The 16710-nt window shown below is 69.9% G+C and carries 15 protein-coding genes and 1 pseudogene; 7 read left to right on the forward strand and 9 right to left on the reverse strand.

The annotated features are described in order from the left end of the window. The 3 genes and pseudogenes from A5730_RS03085 to A5730_RS03095 all read left to right on the forward strand — a co-directional run. A pseudogene (locus A5730_RS03085) lies at positions 1-620 on the forward strand (hypothetical protein); the annotation flags it as partial. A gap of 90 nt (positions 621-710) precedes the next feature. Further along, entirely contained in the window at positions 711-1286 is a 576-nt protein-coding gene (locus tag A5730_RS03090; RefSeq protein WP_055401359.1) for a sigma-70 family RNA polymerase sigma factor, read from the forward strand. Next, the gene (locus tag A5730_RS03095) at positions 1273-2022 is read left to right on the forward strand and encodes an anti-sigma-D factor RsdA (protein ID WP_197506124.1); all 750 of its coding nucleotides are present in this window, start codon (positions 1273-1275) and stop codon (positions 2020-2022) included. The genes A5730_RS03090 and A5730_RS03095 overlap by 14 nt, the downstream gene beginning before the upstream one ends. Positions 2023-2029: 7 nt before the next feature. On the opposite strand, the gene A5730_RS03100 is transcribed toward A5730_RS03095, so the two are convergent. Further along, on the reverse strand, positions 2030-2437 hold the full coding sequence (locus A5730_RS03100) for a DUF5319 domain-containing protein (protein WP_046186907.1): 408 nt from the start codon (positions 2435-2437) through the stop codon (positions 2030-2032). Between the two features lie 152 nt (positions 2438-2589). Between A5730_RS03100 and guaB the strand changes: the two genes are divergently transcribed. The 3 genes from guaB to A5730_RS03115 are packed head-to-tail and all read left to right on the forward strand — an operon-like array spanning position 2590 to position 7112. Then, positions 2590-4188, forward strand: a complete 1599-nt coding sequence (gene guaB / locus A5730_RS03105; protein WP_055401355.1) for an IMP dehydrogenase — start codon at positions 2590-2592, stop codon at positions 4186-4188. 7 nt (positions 4189-4195) lie between these two features. Beyond that, complete coding sequence (locus tag A5730_RS03110) at positions 4196-5323, forward strand: GuaB3 family IMP dehydrogenase-related protein (protein WP_067895509.1); 1128 nt, start codon at positions 4196-4198, stop codon at positions 5321-5323. A gap of 49 nt (positions 5324-5372) precedes the next feature. Then, the gene (locus A5730_RS03115) at positions 5373-7112 is read left to right on the forward strand and encodes a GMC oxidoreductase (RefSeq protein WP_067895512.1); all 1740 of its coding nucleotides are present in this window, start codon (positions 5373-5375) and stop codon (positions 7110-7112) included. A gap of 12 nt (positions 7113-7124) precedes the next feature. Here the strand turns inward: A5730_RS03115 and A5730_RS03120 are convergent, their stop codons facing one another. Further along, positions 7125-8024, reverse strand: a complete 900-nt coding sequence (locus A5730_RS03120; protein WP_067895533.1) for a TauD/TfdA family dioxygenase — start codon at positions 8022-8024, stop codon at positions 7125-7127. 60 nt (positions 8025-8084) lie between these two features. On the opposite strand from A5730_RS03120, the gene A5730_RS03125 reads away from it, so the two are divergent. Further along, on the forward strand, positions 8085-8651 hold the full coding sequence (locus tag A5730_RS03125; RefSeq protein ID WP_067895516.1) for a TetR/AcrR family transcriptional regulator: 567 nt from the start codon (positions 8085-8087) through the stop codon (positions 8649-8651). Between the two features lie 3 nt (positions 8652-8654). Here the strand turns inward: A5730_RS03125 and A5730_RS03130 are convergent, their stop codons facing one another. The 7 genes from A5730_RS03130 to A5730_RS03160 form a co-directional block, all read right to left on the reverse strand. Beyond that, positions 8655-11021, reverse strand: a complete 2367-nt coding sequence (locus A5730_RS03130) for a glycoside hydrolase family 65 protein (protein WP_067895519.1) — start codon at positions 11019-11021, stop codon at positions 8655-8657. Next, complete coding sequence (locus A5730_RS03135; RefSeq protein ID WP_067895521.1) at positions 11018-11767, reverse strand: beta-phosphoglucomutase family hydrolase; 750 nt, start codon at positions 11765-11767, stop codon at positions 11018-11020. Before A5730_RS03135 ends, A5730_RS03130 begins: the two co-directional genes overlap by 4 nt. A gap of 91 nt (positions 11768-11858) precedes the next feature. Further along, on the reverse strand, positions 11859-12743 hold the full coding sequence (locus A5730_RS03140; RefSeq protein ID WP_231994617.1) for an alpha/beta fold hydrolase: 885 nt from the start codon (positions 12741-12743) through the stop codon (positions 11859-11861). Between the two features lie 5 nt (positions 12744-12748). Beyond that, a complete protein-coding gene (locus A5730_RS03145; protein WP_067895524.1) occupies positions 12749-13564 on the reverse strand; it encodes a class I SAM-dependent methyltransferase in 816 nt (271 codons plus the stop codon). After that, positions 13549-14379 (reverse strand): methyltransferase domain-containing protein, encoded by an 831-nt coding sequence (locus A5730_RS03150; RefSeq protein ID WP_067895527.1) that lies wholly within the window; start codon positions 14377-14379, stop codon positions 13549-13551. Before A5730_RS03150 ends, A5730_RS03145 begins: the two co-directional genes overlap by 16 nt. Beyond that, entirely contained in the window at positions 14376-15464 is a 1089-nt protein-coding gene (locus A5730_RS03155; RefSeq protein ID WP_067895530.1) for an NmrA family NAD(P)-binding protein, read from the reverse strand. Before A5730_RS03155 ends, A5730_RS03150 begins: the two co-directional genes overlap by 4 nt. Further along, positions 15461-16710, reverse strand: a 1250-nt coding sequence (locus A5730_RS03160; RefSeq protein WP_067895539.1) for an MFS transporter, incomplete at its 5' end; no start/stop codon positions are given. The genes A5730_RS03155 and A5730_RS03160, both read right to left, overlap by 4 nt.

Below are 16710 nucleotides of genomic sequence, written 5' to 3' on the forward strand. Positions count from 1 at the left end.
CACGTGCGCACCCGGTGGGGGGGCCAGGTTTTTTGGGGGGGGGGGGGGGGCCGGCGGCGGCGGGGGGCGCCGGGGGGGGGGGGGGGGGGGGCGGGGGGGGGGGGGGGGGGGGGGGGGGGGCGCGCCCCGCGCCCGGGGGGGGGGGGGGGCCCGGGGGGGGGGGGGGCGCCCGCTTCGCGGCCGCGGCGACGCTCTTGGCCCGCGCGGACTCGGAGCTGGCCGCCGGTGCGGTGCCCGACCGCCTGCCGGTGCGCCGCGGCTGGGTGGCCGCCGAGTTGGCGATGGCTCAGGGTGACGGCGAAATCGCCGTCCGCCATGCGAACGAAGCGGTGGACCTGGCCGGCGCCATGGCCGCCCCGTCGGCGCGCCACGCCGTCAAGAGCCGGGTGGTGCTGGCGGCCGCCCTGTGCAGCGCCGGGGCCGCCGAGCGCGCCCGGGCGGTGGCGGAGGAGGCGCTGGACGCCACCGGGGCGCTCGGCCTCGTCCCGCTGCGGTGGGCGCTGGCGTGCTTGCTGATCGATCTCGGAAGCGTCACGTTTTCGGCACAACGGCTGCGTGAAATTCGCGATGTCTGCGCAGGCCAAGTGCGGCTCGCCGGTGCGACGTGGCGTTCCGCTTGAAATGGCCCCGCGCCCGTTATTGTCATTGCGTTAGTTAGCCCGGTTAGCTCGCGATGTGTCCGGTTCGTAACGTTGGAGATACCGCCGTCGATGACAATTCAAGGGGATCGTCTCGACGCTGTGGTTGCCAAGGCCGTGGCGGGGGACACCAATGCCCTACGGGAGGTGCTGGAGACCATCCGTCCGATTGTCGTTCGGTATTGCCGGGCGCGGGTCGGGACAGTCGAGCGGGGTGGCCTGTCAGCCGATGACGTGGCACAGGAGGTGTGCTTGGCGACTATCACGGCGTTGCCGCGATACCGGGACCGGGGACGTCCCTTTCTGGCCTTCCTGTACGGCATCGCGGCGCACAAGGTCGCGGACGCTCATCGCGCCGCCGGCCGTGATCTGTCCTATCCCACCGAGGTGCTTCCCGAGCGCTGGTCCTCCGACGCCGGGCCCGAACAGCGGGCCATCGAAGCGGATTCGGTCAGCCGGATGAGCGAGCTGCTCGAAATCCTGCCCGCCAAGCAGCGTGAGATCCTGATCCTGCGCGTCGTCGTCGGCATGTCCGCCGAGGAGACCGCGTCCGCGGTCGGCAGCACCACGGGAGCGGTCCGGGTGGCCCAGCACCGCGCGCTGTCGCGGCTCAAGTCCGAAATGATCGCGGCAGGTGACTGTGCCTGACTCCCTGGACGAATTCGCCCGCACCGACCTGCTTCTCGACGCGCTCGCCGAGCGGCGGCCGGTGCACGTCGGCGACCCCGACATGGACGCGGTGGCCACCCTGCTGGAGGACTGGCGCGACAACCTGCGGTGGCCGCCGGCCAGCGCGCTGGTGTCGGCCGAAGAGGCCGTCACGGCCCTGCGCACCGGATTGGCCGACCGCCGCCGCAGCCGTCGCGGGATGGCGACGATCGGATCGGTGGCCGCGGCGCTGTTGGTGCTGAGCGGATTCGGCGCCATGGTGGTCGAGGCCCGTCCGGGCACCACGCTCTACGGGCTGCACGCGATGTTCTTCGACCAGCCGCGGGTCAACGAGAAGCATCAGGCCTTGCTGTCGGCCCGGGCCGACCTGGCCAAGGTGCAGGAGTCGATCGACCGGGGCGAGTGGGACCAGGCCCGGAATCAGCTGACCGAGGTGAGCAGCCTGGTCCAGTCGATCGAGGACCCGGCCAGCAAACAGGAGCTGACGAATCAGCTGAATCTGTTGAATGTCCGCGTCCAGTCGCGCAACCCGAACGCGACGCTGCCGGCCCCGGTGAACACCCCGTCGGCGTGGTCGACTCCCACCACCGCGGCGCCGCCGTCGGCGTCCGGGGTGGCCCCGAGTTCATCGGTCACGCCGTCGCCCAGCCAGTCGTGGAGCAAGCACCGGCATCACGAGCAGACACCCGGCCCGTCGGCGTCGAACACGCCCTAGCGGTGTTTCAGCGCCGGTACCCGTCGGCGTCCGAGGTGGCCTCGTTGAGCGAGGCGTCGGCGTACCCCCGGCAGTAATCCCACGTGACGTAGGCGTCCGGCTCCGGGTCGTAGGCCGGCTCGTGCGGGCGGACGGTGCCGTCGATCAGCAGCTGCAGCAGGTTCGCCCGCAGCATGTCCCAGTCGTGGTAGTGATCCTGCTGACATTCGTCGCAACACACCACGAGCCCGCGAATGCCCTTGTGCGCCAACAGGGCCTCGTATACCGCCAGGTCGGCGAGATCAGCCTCGACCGCCATCCGCTCCTGGGCGTCCAGGGGTTGGCCCGGCTCTACGGCTTCCAGCGCCGCCGACGGATCGCAGGGGTCGTCGGCGAAAGGATCGGGCGGCAAACCCGGTGGGAGGTGATCGCGCACGCACACTAGCCTACGCAGCCCGGCCGGGATAACGCCAGCAGGGAAGCCCCACGTCGTTTCTGCGTTTCGGGTCCGCGGCGCGCCCCGGGTCGCCGGGGGAGCGTGCCGATAGGATGGTGGTCTCACGCCGCATCGTATGGAGGGCCCCACCGATGACCCGTGGCATGTCCCACCTGGAAGACAGCTCCGACCTGGTCGGTAGCCCCTACGTGCGCGACCCCCGAATCGGGGGGCTGGTCGACGAGCCGGTGCCGACCGGCGGCGACAACCCGCACAAGGTCGCGATGCTCGGCCTCACCTTCGACGACGTCCTGTTGCTGCCCGCCGCTTCCGATGTGGTTCCCGCCACCGCCGACACCTCCAGCCAGCTCACCAAGAAGATCAGGCTCAAGGTGCCGCTGGTCAGCTCGGCGATGGACACCGTCACCGAGTCGCGGATGGCCATCGCGATGGCCCGGGCGGGCGGCATGGGCGTGCTGCACCGCAACCTGCCCGTCGCCGAACAGGCCGGACAGGTCGAGATGGTGAAGCGCTCGGAGGCCGGCATGGTCACCGACCCGGTCACCTGCCGGCCGGACAACACCCTGGCCCAGGTCGACGCGCTGTGCGCCCGCTTCCGGATCTCGGGCCTGCCGGTGGTCGACGACTCCGGGTCGCTGGTCGGCATCATCACCAACCGCGACATGCGTTTCGAGGTCGACCAGACCCGCAAGGTCGCCGAGGTGATGACCAAGGCCCCGCTGATCACCGCCCAGGAGGGAGTGAGCGCCGACGCCGCGCTGGGGCTGTTGCGCCGCAACAAGATCGAGAAGCTGCCCGTGGTCGACGGCCACGGCCGGCTGACCGGGCTGATCACCGTGAAGGACTTCGTCAAGACCGAACAACACCCGCTGGCCACCAAGGACAGCGACGGCCGGCTGCTGGTGGGCGCCGCCGTCGGCGTCGGCGGCGACGCCTGGGTGCGCGCGATGATGCTGGTCGACGCCGGGGCCGACGTGCTGATCGTGGACACCGCGCACGCGCACAACCGCCTGGTGCTCGACATGGTCGGCAAGCTCAAGGCCGAGGTGGGCGAGAAGGTCGAGGTGATCGGCGGCAACGTGGCGACCCGCTCGGCGGCCCTGGCGCTGGTGCATGCCGGCGCCGACGCGGTCAAGGTCGGCGTGGGACCGGGCTCGATCTGCACCACCCGGGTGGTCGCCGGGGTCGGCGCGCCACAAATCACGGCGATCCTCGAGGCGGTCGCGGCGTGCGGGCCGGCGGGCGTGCCGGTGATCGCCGACGGCGGGCTGCAGTACTCCGGCGACATCGCCAAGGCGCTGGCCGCCGGCGCGTCGACGGCCATGCTGGGCTCGCTGCTGGCCGGCACCGCCGAGGCACCCGGCGAGCTGATCTTCGTCAACGGCAAGCAGTTCAAGAGCTACCGCGGCATGGGCTCGCTGGGCGCCATGCAGGGCAGGGGCGGGGGGAAGTCCTACTCCAAGGACCGCTACTTCGCCGACGACGCGCTCTCCGAGGACAAGCTGGTGCCCGAGGGCATCGAGGGCCGGGTGCCGTTCCGCGGGCCGCTGTCCTCGGTGATCCACCAGCTCACCGGCGGCCTGCGCGCAGCGATGGGCTACACCGGATCGCCCACCATCGAGGCGCTGCAGCAGGCGCAGTTCGTCCGCATCACCTCGGCCGGGCTGCGGGAAAGCCATCCGCACGACGTCGCCATGACCGTCGAAGCGCCCAACTACTTTGCGCGCTGAGGGCGGCATGGTCGAAATCGGCATGGGCCGCAACGCCCGTCGCACCTATGAGCTGAGCGAAGTCAGCATCGTGCCGTCGCGGCGCACCCGCTCGTCGCAGGACGTGTCCACCGCGTGGCAGCTGGACGCCTACCGCTTCGAGATCCCGGTGATCGCCCATCCGACCGATGCCCTGGTCTCGCCGGAGTTCGCCATCGAGCTCGGCCGCCTGGGCGGGCTGGGCGTCCTCAACGGCGAGGGGCTGATCGGCCGGCACGCCGACGTCGAGGCCAAGATCGCGCAGCTGGTCGAGGCCGCCAGCAAGGAGCCCGAGCCGTCGGCGTCGATCCGGCTGCTGCAGGAGCTGCACGCGGCGCCGCTGGACCCGGACCTGCTGGGGTCGGCGGTCGCGCGCATCCGGGAGGCCGGGGTGACCACCGCGGTGCGGGTCAGCCCGCAAAACGCCCAGGCGCTCACCCCGGTGCTCCTGCAGGCCGGCATCGACCTGCTGGTCATCCAGGGGACGATCGTGTCCGCGGAGCGGGTGGCCAGCGACGGCGAGCCGTTGAATTTGAAGACCTTCATCTCCGAGCTCGACGTCCCGGTGGTGGCCGGCGGCGTGCTGGACCACCGGACCGCGCTGCACCTGATGCGCACCGGCGCCGCGGGCGTCATCGTCGGCTACGGCTCCACCCGGGGCGTGACCACCAGCGACGAGGTGCTGGGCATCAGCGTGCCGATGGCCACCGCCATCGCCGACGCCGCCGCGGCGCGGCGCGAATACCTCGACGAGACCGGCGGCCGGTACGTGCACGTGCTGGCCGACGGCGACATCCACACCTCCGGCGAGCTGGCCAAGGCGATCGCCTGCGGCGCCGACGCGGTGGTGCTCGGCACGCCGCTGGCCGAGTGCGCCGAGGCGCTGGGCGAGGGTTGGTTCTGGCCGGCCGCGGCGGCGCACCCGTCGCTGCCGCGCGGGGCTTTGCTGCAGATCGCCCTCGGCGAGCGGCCGCCCTTGGAGCGGGTGCTCAACGGCCCGTCCGACGACCCGTTCGGTTCCCTCAACCTCGTCGGTGGCCTGCGTCGATCGATGGCCAAGGCCGGCTACTGCGACCTCAAGGAATTCCAGAAGGTCGGGCTGACCGTCGGTAGCTGAGGCTCGCGGCCGCTGGTTTATTACCCGGCGGTAAGGCCATACTGGTGCGATGAGGCCGGATTACGACGTTCTGATCATCGGTTCGGGTTTCGGCGGCAGCGTCAGCGCGCTGCGGCTGACCGAAAAGGGCTACCGCGTAGGCGTATTGGAGGCCGGCCGGCGCTTCGCCGACGAGGATTTCGCCGAGACGTCCTGGGACCTGCGCAGGTTTCTGTGGGCGCCCAGGCTGGGTTGCTACGGCATTCAGCGGATTCATCCCTTGAAGAACGTGCTTATCCTGGCCGGCGCCGGCGTGGGCGGCGGGTCGCTGAACTACGCCAACACGCTCTACGTGCCGCCGGAGCCGTTCTTCGCCGACCGGCAGTGGTCGCACATCACCGACTGGCGCGACGAGTTGATGCCGCACTACGAGCAGGCGAAACGGATGCTCGGGGTGGTCACCAACCCGACCTTCACCGACGCCGACCGCGTTCTGAAGGAAGTCGCCGACGAGATGGGCTGCGGTGACACCTTCGTGCCCACCCCGGTGGGGGTGTTCTTCGGTCCGGACGGCACCAAGACGCCCGGCAAGACCGTGCCCGACCCATACTTCGGCGGCGCGGGACCGGAGCGCACCGGCTGCCTCGAGTGCGGTTGCTGCATGACGGGCTGTCGGTACGGCGCCAAGAACACGCTGCTGAAGAACTACCTCGGCCTCGCCGAATCGGCTGGGGCACAAGTCATTCCGATGACCACCGTCAAGGGGTTCCAGCAGCGTCCCGACGGCGTGTGGGAGGTGCGCACCGTGCGCACCGGAAGCTGGCTGCGCAGGGACCGGCGCACCTACACCGCGACGCACCTGATCCTGGCCGCGGGCACCTGGGGCACCCAGCACCTGCTGTTCAAGATGCGCGACAAGGGCAAGCTGCCGCGGCTCTCCGAGCGGCTGGGCGTGCTGACCCGGACCAACTCCGAGTCGATCGTCGGCGCCGGCAAGCTCGAGGTCGACCCGAACCTGGACCTGACCCACGGCGTGGCCATCACGTCGTCGATCCACCCGACCTCGGACACCCACGTCGAGCCCTGCCGCTACGGCAAGGGTTCCAACGCGATGGGGCTGCTGCAGACGCTGATGACCGACGGCACCGGTCCCGAGGGCACCGACGTGCCGCGCTGGAAGCAACTGCTGGACCAAGCCCGCGAGGACCCGCGCCGCATGATGCGGATGCTCAACGTCCACCAGTGGAGCGAGCGCACCCTGATCGCCCTGGTCATGCAGCACCTGGACAACTCGATCACCACCTACACCAAACGCGGCAAGCTCGGCATCCGCTGGTACACCAGCAAGCAGGGGCACGGCGACCCGAACCCGGCGTGGAACCCCGTCGGGAACAGGGTGACCCGCCGCATCGCCGAAAAGGTCGACGGCGTGGCCGGCGGCACCTGGGGCGAGCTGTTCAACATCCCGCTGACCGCGCACTTCCTCGGCGGCGCGGCGATCGGCGACGCCCCCGACAACGGGGTCATCGACCCCTATCACCGGGTGCACGGCTACCCCACGATGTTCGTGGTGGACGGCGCCGCGATCTCGGCGAACCTGGGCGTCAACCCGTCGCTGTCCATCACCGCCCAGGCCGAACGGGCCGCCTCGCTGTGGCCCAACAAGGGCGAGGACGATCAGCGCCCGCCGCAGGGCCAGGCGTACCGCCGGCTGGACCCGATCGCACCGAGGCAGCCCGTGGTGCCGGCAACCGCGCCCGGTGCGCTGCGCTGGTTGCCGATCACCCCGGTGCGTTCGACGGCCGGTTAACTCGACGACCGCTTAGCTTGCGATCGCCTCGAGCGGGGCGCCGCTGACCACCCGGCTGCGTTGCCGGTGCACGTTGAAGGGCACGTCGCCCATCAGGGTCACTCGGTGCATCAGGCGCGGCTGGTCGTCGTAATCGTCGATGGCGCGGTGCTGGGTGGCCCGGTTGTCCCAGATGGCGACGTCACCGGGCGCCCAGTTCCAGCGAATGGTGTTCTCCGGCATGGTGATTCGGCGTTGCAGCATGTCGAAGAGCACGGTTGATTCGTAGTTGTCCAGGCCGACGAACCCGCGCACGAAATCTCCCAACAGCAGCGTGCGCTCGCCGGTCTCCGGGTGTACCCGGACCACGGGGTGCTCGGTGCGGAAATCCGGCTTCTCGAAGGCCTGCCGGAACGTCCGCTGCGCGTCGGTCATGCCCACGGCTTCGGCGGTCACGTAGTCGTAGCGGTTGCTGTGCAGCGCCCACAGGTCGTCGACGAGCCAGGCCAACGGCTCGGGCAGGTCCTCATACGCCGCGGCGGTGTTGGCCCACAGCGTCGACCCGCCGTAACGGGGCAGGGTGACGGCACGCAGGATCGAGGCCGCGGGGTAGTTCGCGACGAACGTGACGTCGGTGTGCCAGCGATTCGCCTTGCCGAACTCGGAATTGATCGGGGTGATCACCGGCGCGTGCTTGGCGGCGAGCGCCTCGGCGGCCGGGTGGCCGACGGGCGTGCCCAGCAGCCCGGCGAACGCCAGTTGTTGCTCGTCGTCGAGCTGGTGCTGGTGGCGGAAGAAGATCACCTTGTGGGCCAGCAGCGCCTGCTCGATCTTCTCGATCGCGGTCGCGTCGAGGTCGCCCCCGAGGCGCACCCCGTCGACGCGGGCACCGATGCGGCTCCCCAGCTTGGTGACGGTTATCTGACCGATCATTTTCATCATTCCTACTGTTAAGGGGCGTAGTCATCTGACTACATGCAGTACTGTAGTCGTATGACTACATCGTCCGCAAGGGGCTGCGGGAAAATGCCCACGGGGCGGGTCGAGGTCGCCGCGGCGATCCTGGCGGCCGCCACCGACCTGTTCGCCGAGCGCGGGCCCGCGGCGACCTCGATCCGCGACATCGCCGCTCGAGCCAACGTCAATCACGGTCTGCTGTTTCGGCACTTCGGCACCAAGGAACAACTGATCGGAGCGGTGCTGGACCACCTCGGCGCCGACGTCGGCGCCCTGCTGAGCGCCGGGGCGCCGCCCGCCGAACTGGACCGAGCTCTGGACCTGCAGATGCGCGTCATGGCCCGGAGCTTGCTCGACGGGTATCCGGCGGGGCAGCTGCAGACGCGCTTTCCCGCCATCGCGGCGTTACTCGACTCGGTGTTGCCCCGTCACGACGACAAGGCCGAGGCGCGGCGCGCCGTCGCCAATGCCCTTGCGCTGCAGTTCGGCTGGCGGCTGTTCGCGCCGATCCTGCGGTCGGCGACCGGCATCGACGAACTGACGGACGCCGAGCTACGGCTGGCGGCGACCGCCGAGGCGGCGCGGATGCTCAACCCCAGCTGACGCTCACTTCTTGCGGGACAGCGCCCGGCGGTGCAACGGCTCGCGGCCCGGCGGCTGCTGGGGAGTGGACAACAACGGCTTGCGTTCCTGCACCGCAATGGTTTTCGGTGTGTCGGTGCTCAGGGTGACCTCTTCGCCGGCGTGCCGGATGGTGAGCTGGCCGCCCGGGCCGTCGCGCACGGTATAGGTGACGTCGGAGTGGTTGACATCGACGGTCAGCCGGAAATCGCGCCACCGCAGCCGGAACCGCAACCGCGAAATCCCATCGGGGAGAGCGGGATTCAGCGACAGAATGCCCTCGTCGTCGCGCAGGCCGCCGAAGCCGCCCACCAACGCCGTCCAGGCCCCGGCCAGCGAGGCCATGTGCAGGCCGTCGCGGGTGTTGTGGTGCAGGTCGCGCAGGTCGATCAGCCCGGCCTCGTAGGCGTAGTCGTGTGCCAATTCGAGGTGCCCGACCTCGGCGCACATCACCGCCTGGGTGCAGGCGGACAGCGACGAATCGCGCACCATGCGCCGCTCGTAGTAGTCGACGTTGCGCGCCTTCTGCTCGGGGGTGAACGCGTGGCTCTGCCATTGCATCGCCAGCACCAGGTCGGCCTGTTTGATCACCTGCGCGGGGTAGAGCCGCACGTAGGGGTCGTGCAGCAGCAGCGGGTAGGAGTGGTTCTCCTGGAAGTTCCACTCCGCGAGCGTGGTGAACCCCTCGCACTGCTGATGCACCCCCAGGCCGGCGTCGTAGGGGATGTTGGCGGCGTCGGCCGCGTCGCGCCAGGACGCCGTCTCCTCGGTGGTGACGCCCAGCGCCTCCGCCGCCTCGGGGTGGCGGTTGCAGGCCTCGGCCGCGGTCCGCAGATTGTGCGCGGCCATCAAGTTGGTGAAGACGTTGTCGCGCACGATCGCGGTGTACTCGTCGGGGCCGGTGACCCCGTCGAGGTGCCACACGCCGTGCCGGTCGTGGTGGCCGAGGGAGACCCAGAGCCGGGCGGTCTCGACGAGTACGCCTAGGCCGCAATGCTTTTCGAGCTCCTCGTCGCCGGTGACGATGCGGTAGCGCTCGAAGGCCATGGCGATGTCAGCGTTGATGTGCCACGCCGCGGTGCCGGCCGGCCAGTAGGCCGAACACTCCTGGCCGCGGATCGTGCGCCAGGGGAAGGCGGCACCCTCGAGGCCGAGTTCGGCCGCCCGCTCCTTGGCCAGGTCCAGCGTCGACGCCCGCCAGCGCAGGGCGTCGGCCACCGCGTGCGGCGCGGTATAGGTGAGCACCGGCAACACGTAGCCTTCGGTGTCCCAGAAGGCGTGGCCGTCGTAGCCGGTTCCGGTGAGCCCCTTGGCCGAGATCGCGCGGCGTTCGGCGCGCGCGCTGGCCTGCAACAGGTGAAACAGCCCGAACCGCACGGCCTGCTGGGACTCGGGATCGCCCTCGACCTCGACGTCCGCGCTGTCCCAGAACTCGTCGAGGTAGGCGCGCTGCGCGTCCAGCAGGCCCTGCCACCCGCTGTAACGGGCGCTGTGGATCGCGGCGGCGGCCTGGTCCCGCAGCGCCGGCCGCGAGCGCATGCTCGACCAGCCGTACGCCAGGTACTTGACGATGCGCAGCTTCTGCCCCGCGCGCAGCCCGCAGATCACGGTGGTCCGGGCCAGGTCCTCGCGGGCGTCGGTGCTGAACTCGACGCGACCCGGAACGTCGATCTCGTGATCCATCGCCGCGGACATCATCAGGGCGCTGCTGCGGGTCCGGTGCATGAGAAGCGCACCGGTGTCGGTGTTCTCGTGGGCGACGGCCACCAGCGGGCTTTCCAGGATGGCCGCCACCCGCGGGTCACCCGAGGTCTGCGGCTGGTCCTCGTTGGTGACCAGTTCGGACTGCACCGTCACCCGGACGAAATCGCCGACCGCTTCCACGACGTATTCGATCGCGGCCACGCCGCGTTGCGCCAGTGACACCAGCCGGGTGGACACCAGCTTGATTTCCTTGCCCGCGGGTGAGCGCCAATGCGCGTGTCGGGCCATGGTCCCCGCGCGTAGGTCGAGAACCCTTTCGTGCGAGAGCAATTCGCCGTAACGGACGTCGAACGGCTCGTCCTCGACCAGCAGGCGGACGATCTTGCCGTTGGTGACGTCCACGATCGTCTGGCCGGCCTCGGGGTAGCCGTAACCCGCCTCGGCGTAGGGCAGCGGCCGGATTTCGTAGAAGGAGTTCAGATAGGTGCCGGGCAGGCCGTAGGGCTCACCCTCGTCCAGGTTGCCGCGCAGCCCGATGTGCCCGTTGGACAAGGTGAACAGCGATTCGGACTGGGCCAGCAGGTTCAGGTCGAGCTTGGTTTCGCAGACGAGCCATGGATCAACGGGAAAGGCTTCGTCGGTGATCATGACTGCAACAGCTCGGCGAGGTCGGTGACCACCACATCGGCGCCGTTGCGCCGCAGATCGTCGGCCTGACCCACCCGGTCGACGCCCACCACGTAGCCGAACTTACCGGCGTGGCCGGCCTGCACGCCCGAAATCGCGTCCTCGAACACGGCCGCCTCGTCGGCGCCGACGCCGAGCAACTCGGCGCCCCGCAGATAGGAGTCCGGGGCCGGCTTCCCGGCGATGTGCTCGTCGCGCAGCGTGACCCCGTCCACCCGCTGCTGGATGAACCGGTCCAGGCCGGTGATCTCCAGGACGTCGCGGGTGTTGGCGCTCGAGGACACCACCGCGATGCCCAGGCCCGCCTCCGAGACCGCCTCCAGGTATCGCCGCGACCCTTCGAACACCTCGACGCCGTCCTTGCGCAGCACCTTTTGGAACGCGTCGTTCTTGCGGTTGCCCAGCCCGTACACGGTGTCGGCGTCGTCCGGGTCGTCGGGACTGCCGTCGGGCAGATCGATGCCGCGGCTCTGCAGGAACGACCGGACGCCGTCCTCGCGCTTCTTGCCGTCCACGTATTTGCGGTAGTCGGCGGCCGCATCGAAGGGGACGAATTCGTCGCCGGTGCGCTTGGCCCGTTCGGACAGGAACTCGTCGAACATGGCCTTCCAGGCCTTGGTGTGGACGCTGGCGGTGTCGGTTAGCACACCGTCGAGATCGAACAGGCAGGCGTGCACCTTCTCGGGCAGACCCAGCTCGGAATGCACCAGCGGACCTCGCTCTCTAGTGTCTGGCGGACTAGGTAAGCGATACCCACTCCACCATGTCGAGCAATCCGCGCGCCAGCTTTGGCGTCTGTTAAGTGGGCCGACGGCTTTCCCGGATGAGCCGGACCATTTCCCTTGGGCTTTCGAGGGCCGAGAAGTGGCCGACGCCCGGCACGGTGATGGCGTCGGTGGTCAGCTGGGTGGCGACGTGCTCGCGCTCCGCCGAGCGCGACCAGTCGCGCTCGCTGTAGACGAGCGTGACGGGCACGCTGACCCGCGCGTAGCGGCTTCGCGCGGCGACGAACCCGTCGAGGCTGCGGATGGTGGCCCGGTTGACCCGGGGGTAGCCGCGGCGGCGTCCGCTGCGGCGCAGCTCGGCGAGGAACCCGCCGGGCAGCGCGTGGCGGTCGGCGAAGCCGCCGGCCAGCACGCCTGCGAGGATCGGGCGGTTTTCCAGCCGGGCGAAAACCGGTCCGGTGCCGGGCAGGCGAACGGCCGTCCCGATCACGCGGGCGAACCAGTTGCCGCGCTCCAGGCCGCCCGGGTAGTCGTAGGGATTGAAGGCCACCACGTTGCGCACCCGGCCGGTCAGGTCCACCGACGCCAGCAGCGCGATCGCGGCGCCCATCGATTCGCCGGCCAACGTGACGTCGCGCAGGTCGAGGGTTTCGACGAATTCGACGACAGCGCCGCACAGTTCCGGTTGGTCGTAGCGCGCGCCCGGCACGATGTCGGACCATCCCATCCCGGGCAGATCCGGCGCGTAGACCGTGAATTCGTCCCACAGCTCGGGCAACACCCGCTGGAAGTAGTCGAGCTGCGTCCGCACGGTGTGCAGCAAAACCAGCGGTGGCCCCGTGCCCGTGGTGAAGTAACGCAACCGGGATCCGTCGCGGCGGCGGAGAAACTTCACCTCGCCGCGACCGCCGCTCCACGTCATCGTGTAGCGCCGGTCGGCAATCTCGTTGGGGGCCAAGGCTTTCAGCTTTCGCACACGGCCTGGATGGCGCGAAGCCGTCCGTCGGCCAGCGCTTGGGTGAGGTGGTGGACTTTGGTGTCGAAGTCGGCGACGAAGGCGTGCAGCCCCAACGGGTTGGCGGGCTGTGCCAGCAGGGCCCGCATCAGCGCGACCGCCTCGTCGGTGCGGTCGTTCCAGTGCGCGACGGTGAAACCCGCGGATTCGACGGCGGCGCGCAACTGATCGGGGGTGACCAGGTGGCTGCGGTCGGGGTCGTCGGCCCACGGCAGCGGATAGTCGAGCGGGCCGCGATCTCCCGTCGTGATGTCCCACAGGGCGAGCCGCCCGCCGGCCTTGAGGACGCGGCGCGCTTCGGAGTAGAGGCGCGCCTTGTCCGCGACGTTCATCTGGACGTGCTGGCTCAGCACCACGTCGAACGTCCCGTCGGGGAACGGCAGATCGGTCACGTCGGCTTGGTGGACGGATATCCGGTCGTCCAGGCCGACAAGGCGATTGAGCCAGCGGTGCGTATCGCAGTATTCGTCGGTGAGATCGACCGCGGTGACCGCGCAGCCGTAGCGCGCGGCGACGTAGCGGGCGGTGCCCCCGACCCCGCTGCCGGCGTCGAGCACTTCGCTTTCACCGCCGATCTCGACGAGGTCCACCAGTTGGGCGGTGGCGATGCGGCCCATGGTGTGGAAGTCCTCCAGCAGCGCCAGGTCGGCGGGCGCGAGGCGGTCGAGGTCCTTGCCGGCAAAGACCAGCGCCCGCTCGATGTTGTTCCGCGACAGGCAGGTTGAGTATTGCTCTTGGATGACGTTGCTCATTTGCGCACCCATGCCGTGATGATGGGCGGCATCGTGATGAGGGCATTGGCCGCGAGCACCTCCTCGCGGAAACGCGGCACGAACTCGTCGATGTCGGCGACCTCGTCGATGGCGAAGCCGCCCTGTTGCGCGATGGGGGAGACCAGCCGCCAGACTTCCGCACCGTAGGCCAGGATGTCGGTGCGGGCCGCCGTGCCGATCGGGGCGCCGACGGTCAGCTGCGGCGAGCCCAGGCCGGCCTCGGCGAAGATCGTGTGCAGCGTGGTGCCGAACCGCGCGGACAGACCCATGGCCTCGAAGGCCCGCACGATCCCCGCTATCACCCGACCGAACAGCGGCGTCTCCGGGTCGGTGCGCGCCGCTTGAATGTCGTTCTCGGAGAACGCGATGACGCCGCCGGGCCGCACCAACTGACTCAGGCGCCGCAGCGTGCCGGCCGGGTCGGGTAGGTGCATGAGGATCAGCCGGCCGATCACCGCGTCCACCGGCTCGTCCAGCGTGATGGCGTCGATCGCGGATTGGGTGAAACGCGCTGTGCCGATGCCCTGTTCGGCGGCGCGGGCGCGGGCCAGCTCCACCATGTCGGGTGCGGCGTCCACCCCGAGCACGCTGCCGGTCGGACCGACCAGCCGGGCGGCGATGAACGACACGTCGCCCGGTCCGCTGCCGATGTCGAGCACCCGCATGCCCGGGCGCAGGCCGGCGAGCCGCAGCGCGTGCTCGGTGTAGTCGTTGTAGAGCCGCCCCTGCAGGAGCAGCCGCCGCACCTCAACGTCGGCGTGGCCGAGGACATAGGTGCTGCCGCTGGCAGCCGGTGTGGTGTTCATCGTGCTATCGCCCTTTCCGGTTCGAATGTCGCTGTGTGTTCTTGTCGCCACCCCACGGACTCGCCCGAAAATGTGGGATGTGCTGGGCGTGGATGTTGTTGGAGCCGGTCGAACCTGTCCAGCCGGCGCATCGGCACCAGCCCGGTCAACAGGAAGATGCCCAGCTGATGGATGAAATTGGCTGGGGTGCGGCGTGTTTCGGGTCCGGCGGCGTAGCGGCGAGCTATCGTCAGGAAGTCTTCGGGCTCGACGCCCGCCACGTCGCGGACGTGCGTCGTCGGGCCGCCCACCTCCCACGTTCCCAGCGCGTACTCCGGAAGGTAGTGGCGCAGGCCGGACTGGAAGAACAGGTCGGCCCCGAGGCGCTTCGCGCTGACGCGCACCGCCCGCATGAACATCCACGGGGGGATGTCGATGTGGCGCACGCGCCGGCCCAGCGCCTCCCCGACGGCATCGACGATCTCCGCGCCGGACAACAACGCCGGTCCGGTCGGGCGGTAGGCGCGGCCGTCGTGACGTTGGGGGTCGAGCAGCGCGCCAACGGCGACCCGGGCGATGTCCTCGTTGGAGGGTGGGGCGTTTCGGCGGCCCCCGGTCGGCGTCGGCAACACTCCCAGCTGGGCGGCCATACCGATCAGCTGCAGGTAGTTGTCGGCGAAGTAACCCGGGTCGACAGCCACGTGCACGGTGTCCGGCAGGAGCTCGAACAGCTTGTCGGTGAGCCAGGCCTGACGGGTCATCAGGGAGGGATGCTCGGGGCTGGCCAGCCATTGCCCAAGTGCCACCACCGCTTCCACACCGGCGCGCCGGGCGGCGACCGCGAATGCGACAGCGCTGTCCAGCGCGTGGGGGTGATAGGGAGGGTTGAAATACAGCCGGTCGACGCCGTCCATCGCGGACGAAACCTGGTTGATGTCAAACATATCCGCGACCACGACCTCGGCGCCCAGCTGGCGCAGCCGAGCGCTGCGGGCGTCGTCGCGATGCACCATCGCCCTCGTTGGGACGCCCTTTTCGAGCAGCTGGGTGGCGACGGCACCGCCGACCTTGCCCGTGGCACCGGTTACCAATACCCGATTACTCATCGAATCTCCCTTTCCTGACGTGCCGGCAGTAACCAGCCGACGACGATGGCCGCGCCCAGCGCGATGCCCGCACACACCAGCGAGCTCACCTGCAGGCCGTCCAGGAACGCGCGATCGACCGCGGCGCGCACGCCGGCCGCCCGTTGCGCGGGCAGCTGTGCGATCACGCTGTGCGCCAGCGCCATCGACTGCCGCATGGCCTCGGCGGGTAGCCCGGTCAACGCCGTCGTGGCGAGGTGTCCCGAGTAGACCGAGGCGAAGATGCTGCCGGCGATCGCGACGCCGAGCGTGCCCCCGAGCTCGCGCGTGGTGTCGTTGACGGCCGAGCCGACCCCGGCCTTGTCGGCGGACAGCGACCCCATGATGGCCTCGGTGGCCGGCGAGACCGTCAGGCCGAGGCCACCGCCGAGAAGCAGCATCTGGGTGGCGATCTGGGTGTACGGCGTGGCGGCGTCGGCCGTGGAGGCCCACGCCAGCCCAGCGGCGAACACGGTCAGCCCGGCGGCGACGACGGCGGTGGTGCCGACCCGCTCGACCAGCCGTGGGCTGGCGATGCTGGCCAGCGCGATGGATGCGGCGACCGGCAGCAGCCGCACCCCGCTCTGAAAAGCGGTGTAGTCCTTGATGAATTGGAAGTACTGGGTGATGACGAAGATGAAGCCGAACAGAGTGAGGAAGCCGGCCGTCACCGCCAGGCTGCCGCCGGAGAACCGCCGGTTGGCGAACACCGAGATGTCCAGCATGGGTTGGGGGGTCCGCCGCTCCCAGAGCGCGAACACCACGAGAATCGCTGTGGCCAAAGCGAACCCGCCCGCGGTCCGGCCGTCGGTCCATCCCCAGGTGGGCGCCTCGATGACCGTGTAGACCAGCGCCGTGATGCCGGCCGCGGACAGGATCAGGCCGCCGACGTCCACGCGCGGTGCAGCGGGATCGCGCGAGGTCGGCACGAACAGGACGCCCCCGGCGATCGCCAGCACGGCGATCGGGATGTTCACCATGAAGATCGAGCCCCACCAGAAGTGCTCGAGCAGCCAGCCGCCGCTGATCGGCCCGACGGCCACCCCGACGCCGACCATGGCCGCCCACAGCCCGATCGCCTTGGCCCGCGCCACCGGGTCGGTGAAGATGTTGGTGATCAATCCGAGCGTGGTCGGAAAGATCACCGCCGCGCCCACCCCCATCGCGGCGCGCGCCGGGATCAGCTGGCCGGCCGAATCGGTATGTGCCGCAACGGCGGAGGTGCGCA

The sequence above is a fragment of the Mycobacterium sp. ACS4054 genome (genome assembly GCF_001667275.1).
Classification (GTDB): domain Bacteria; phylum Actinomycetota; class Actinomycetes; order Mycobacteriales; family Mycobacteriaceae; genus Mycobacterium.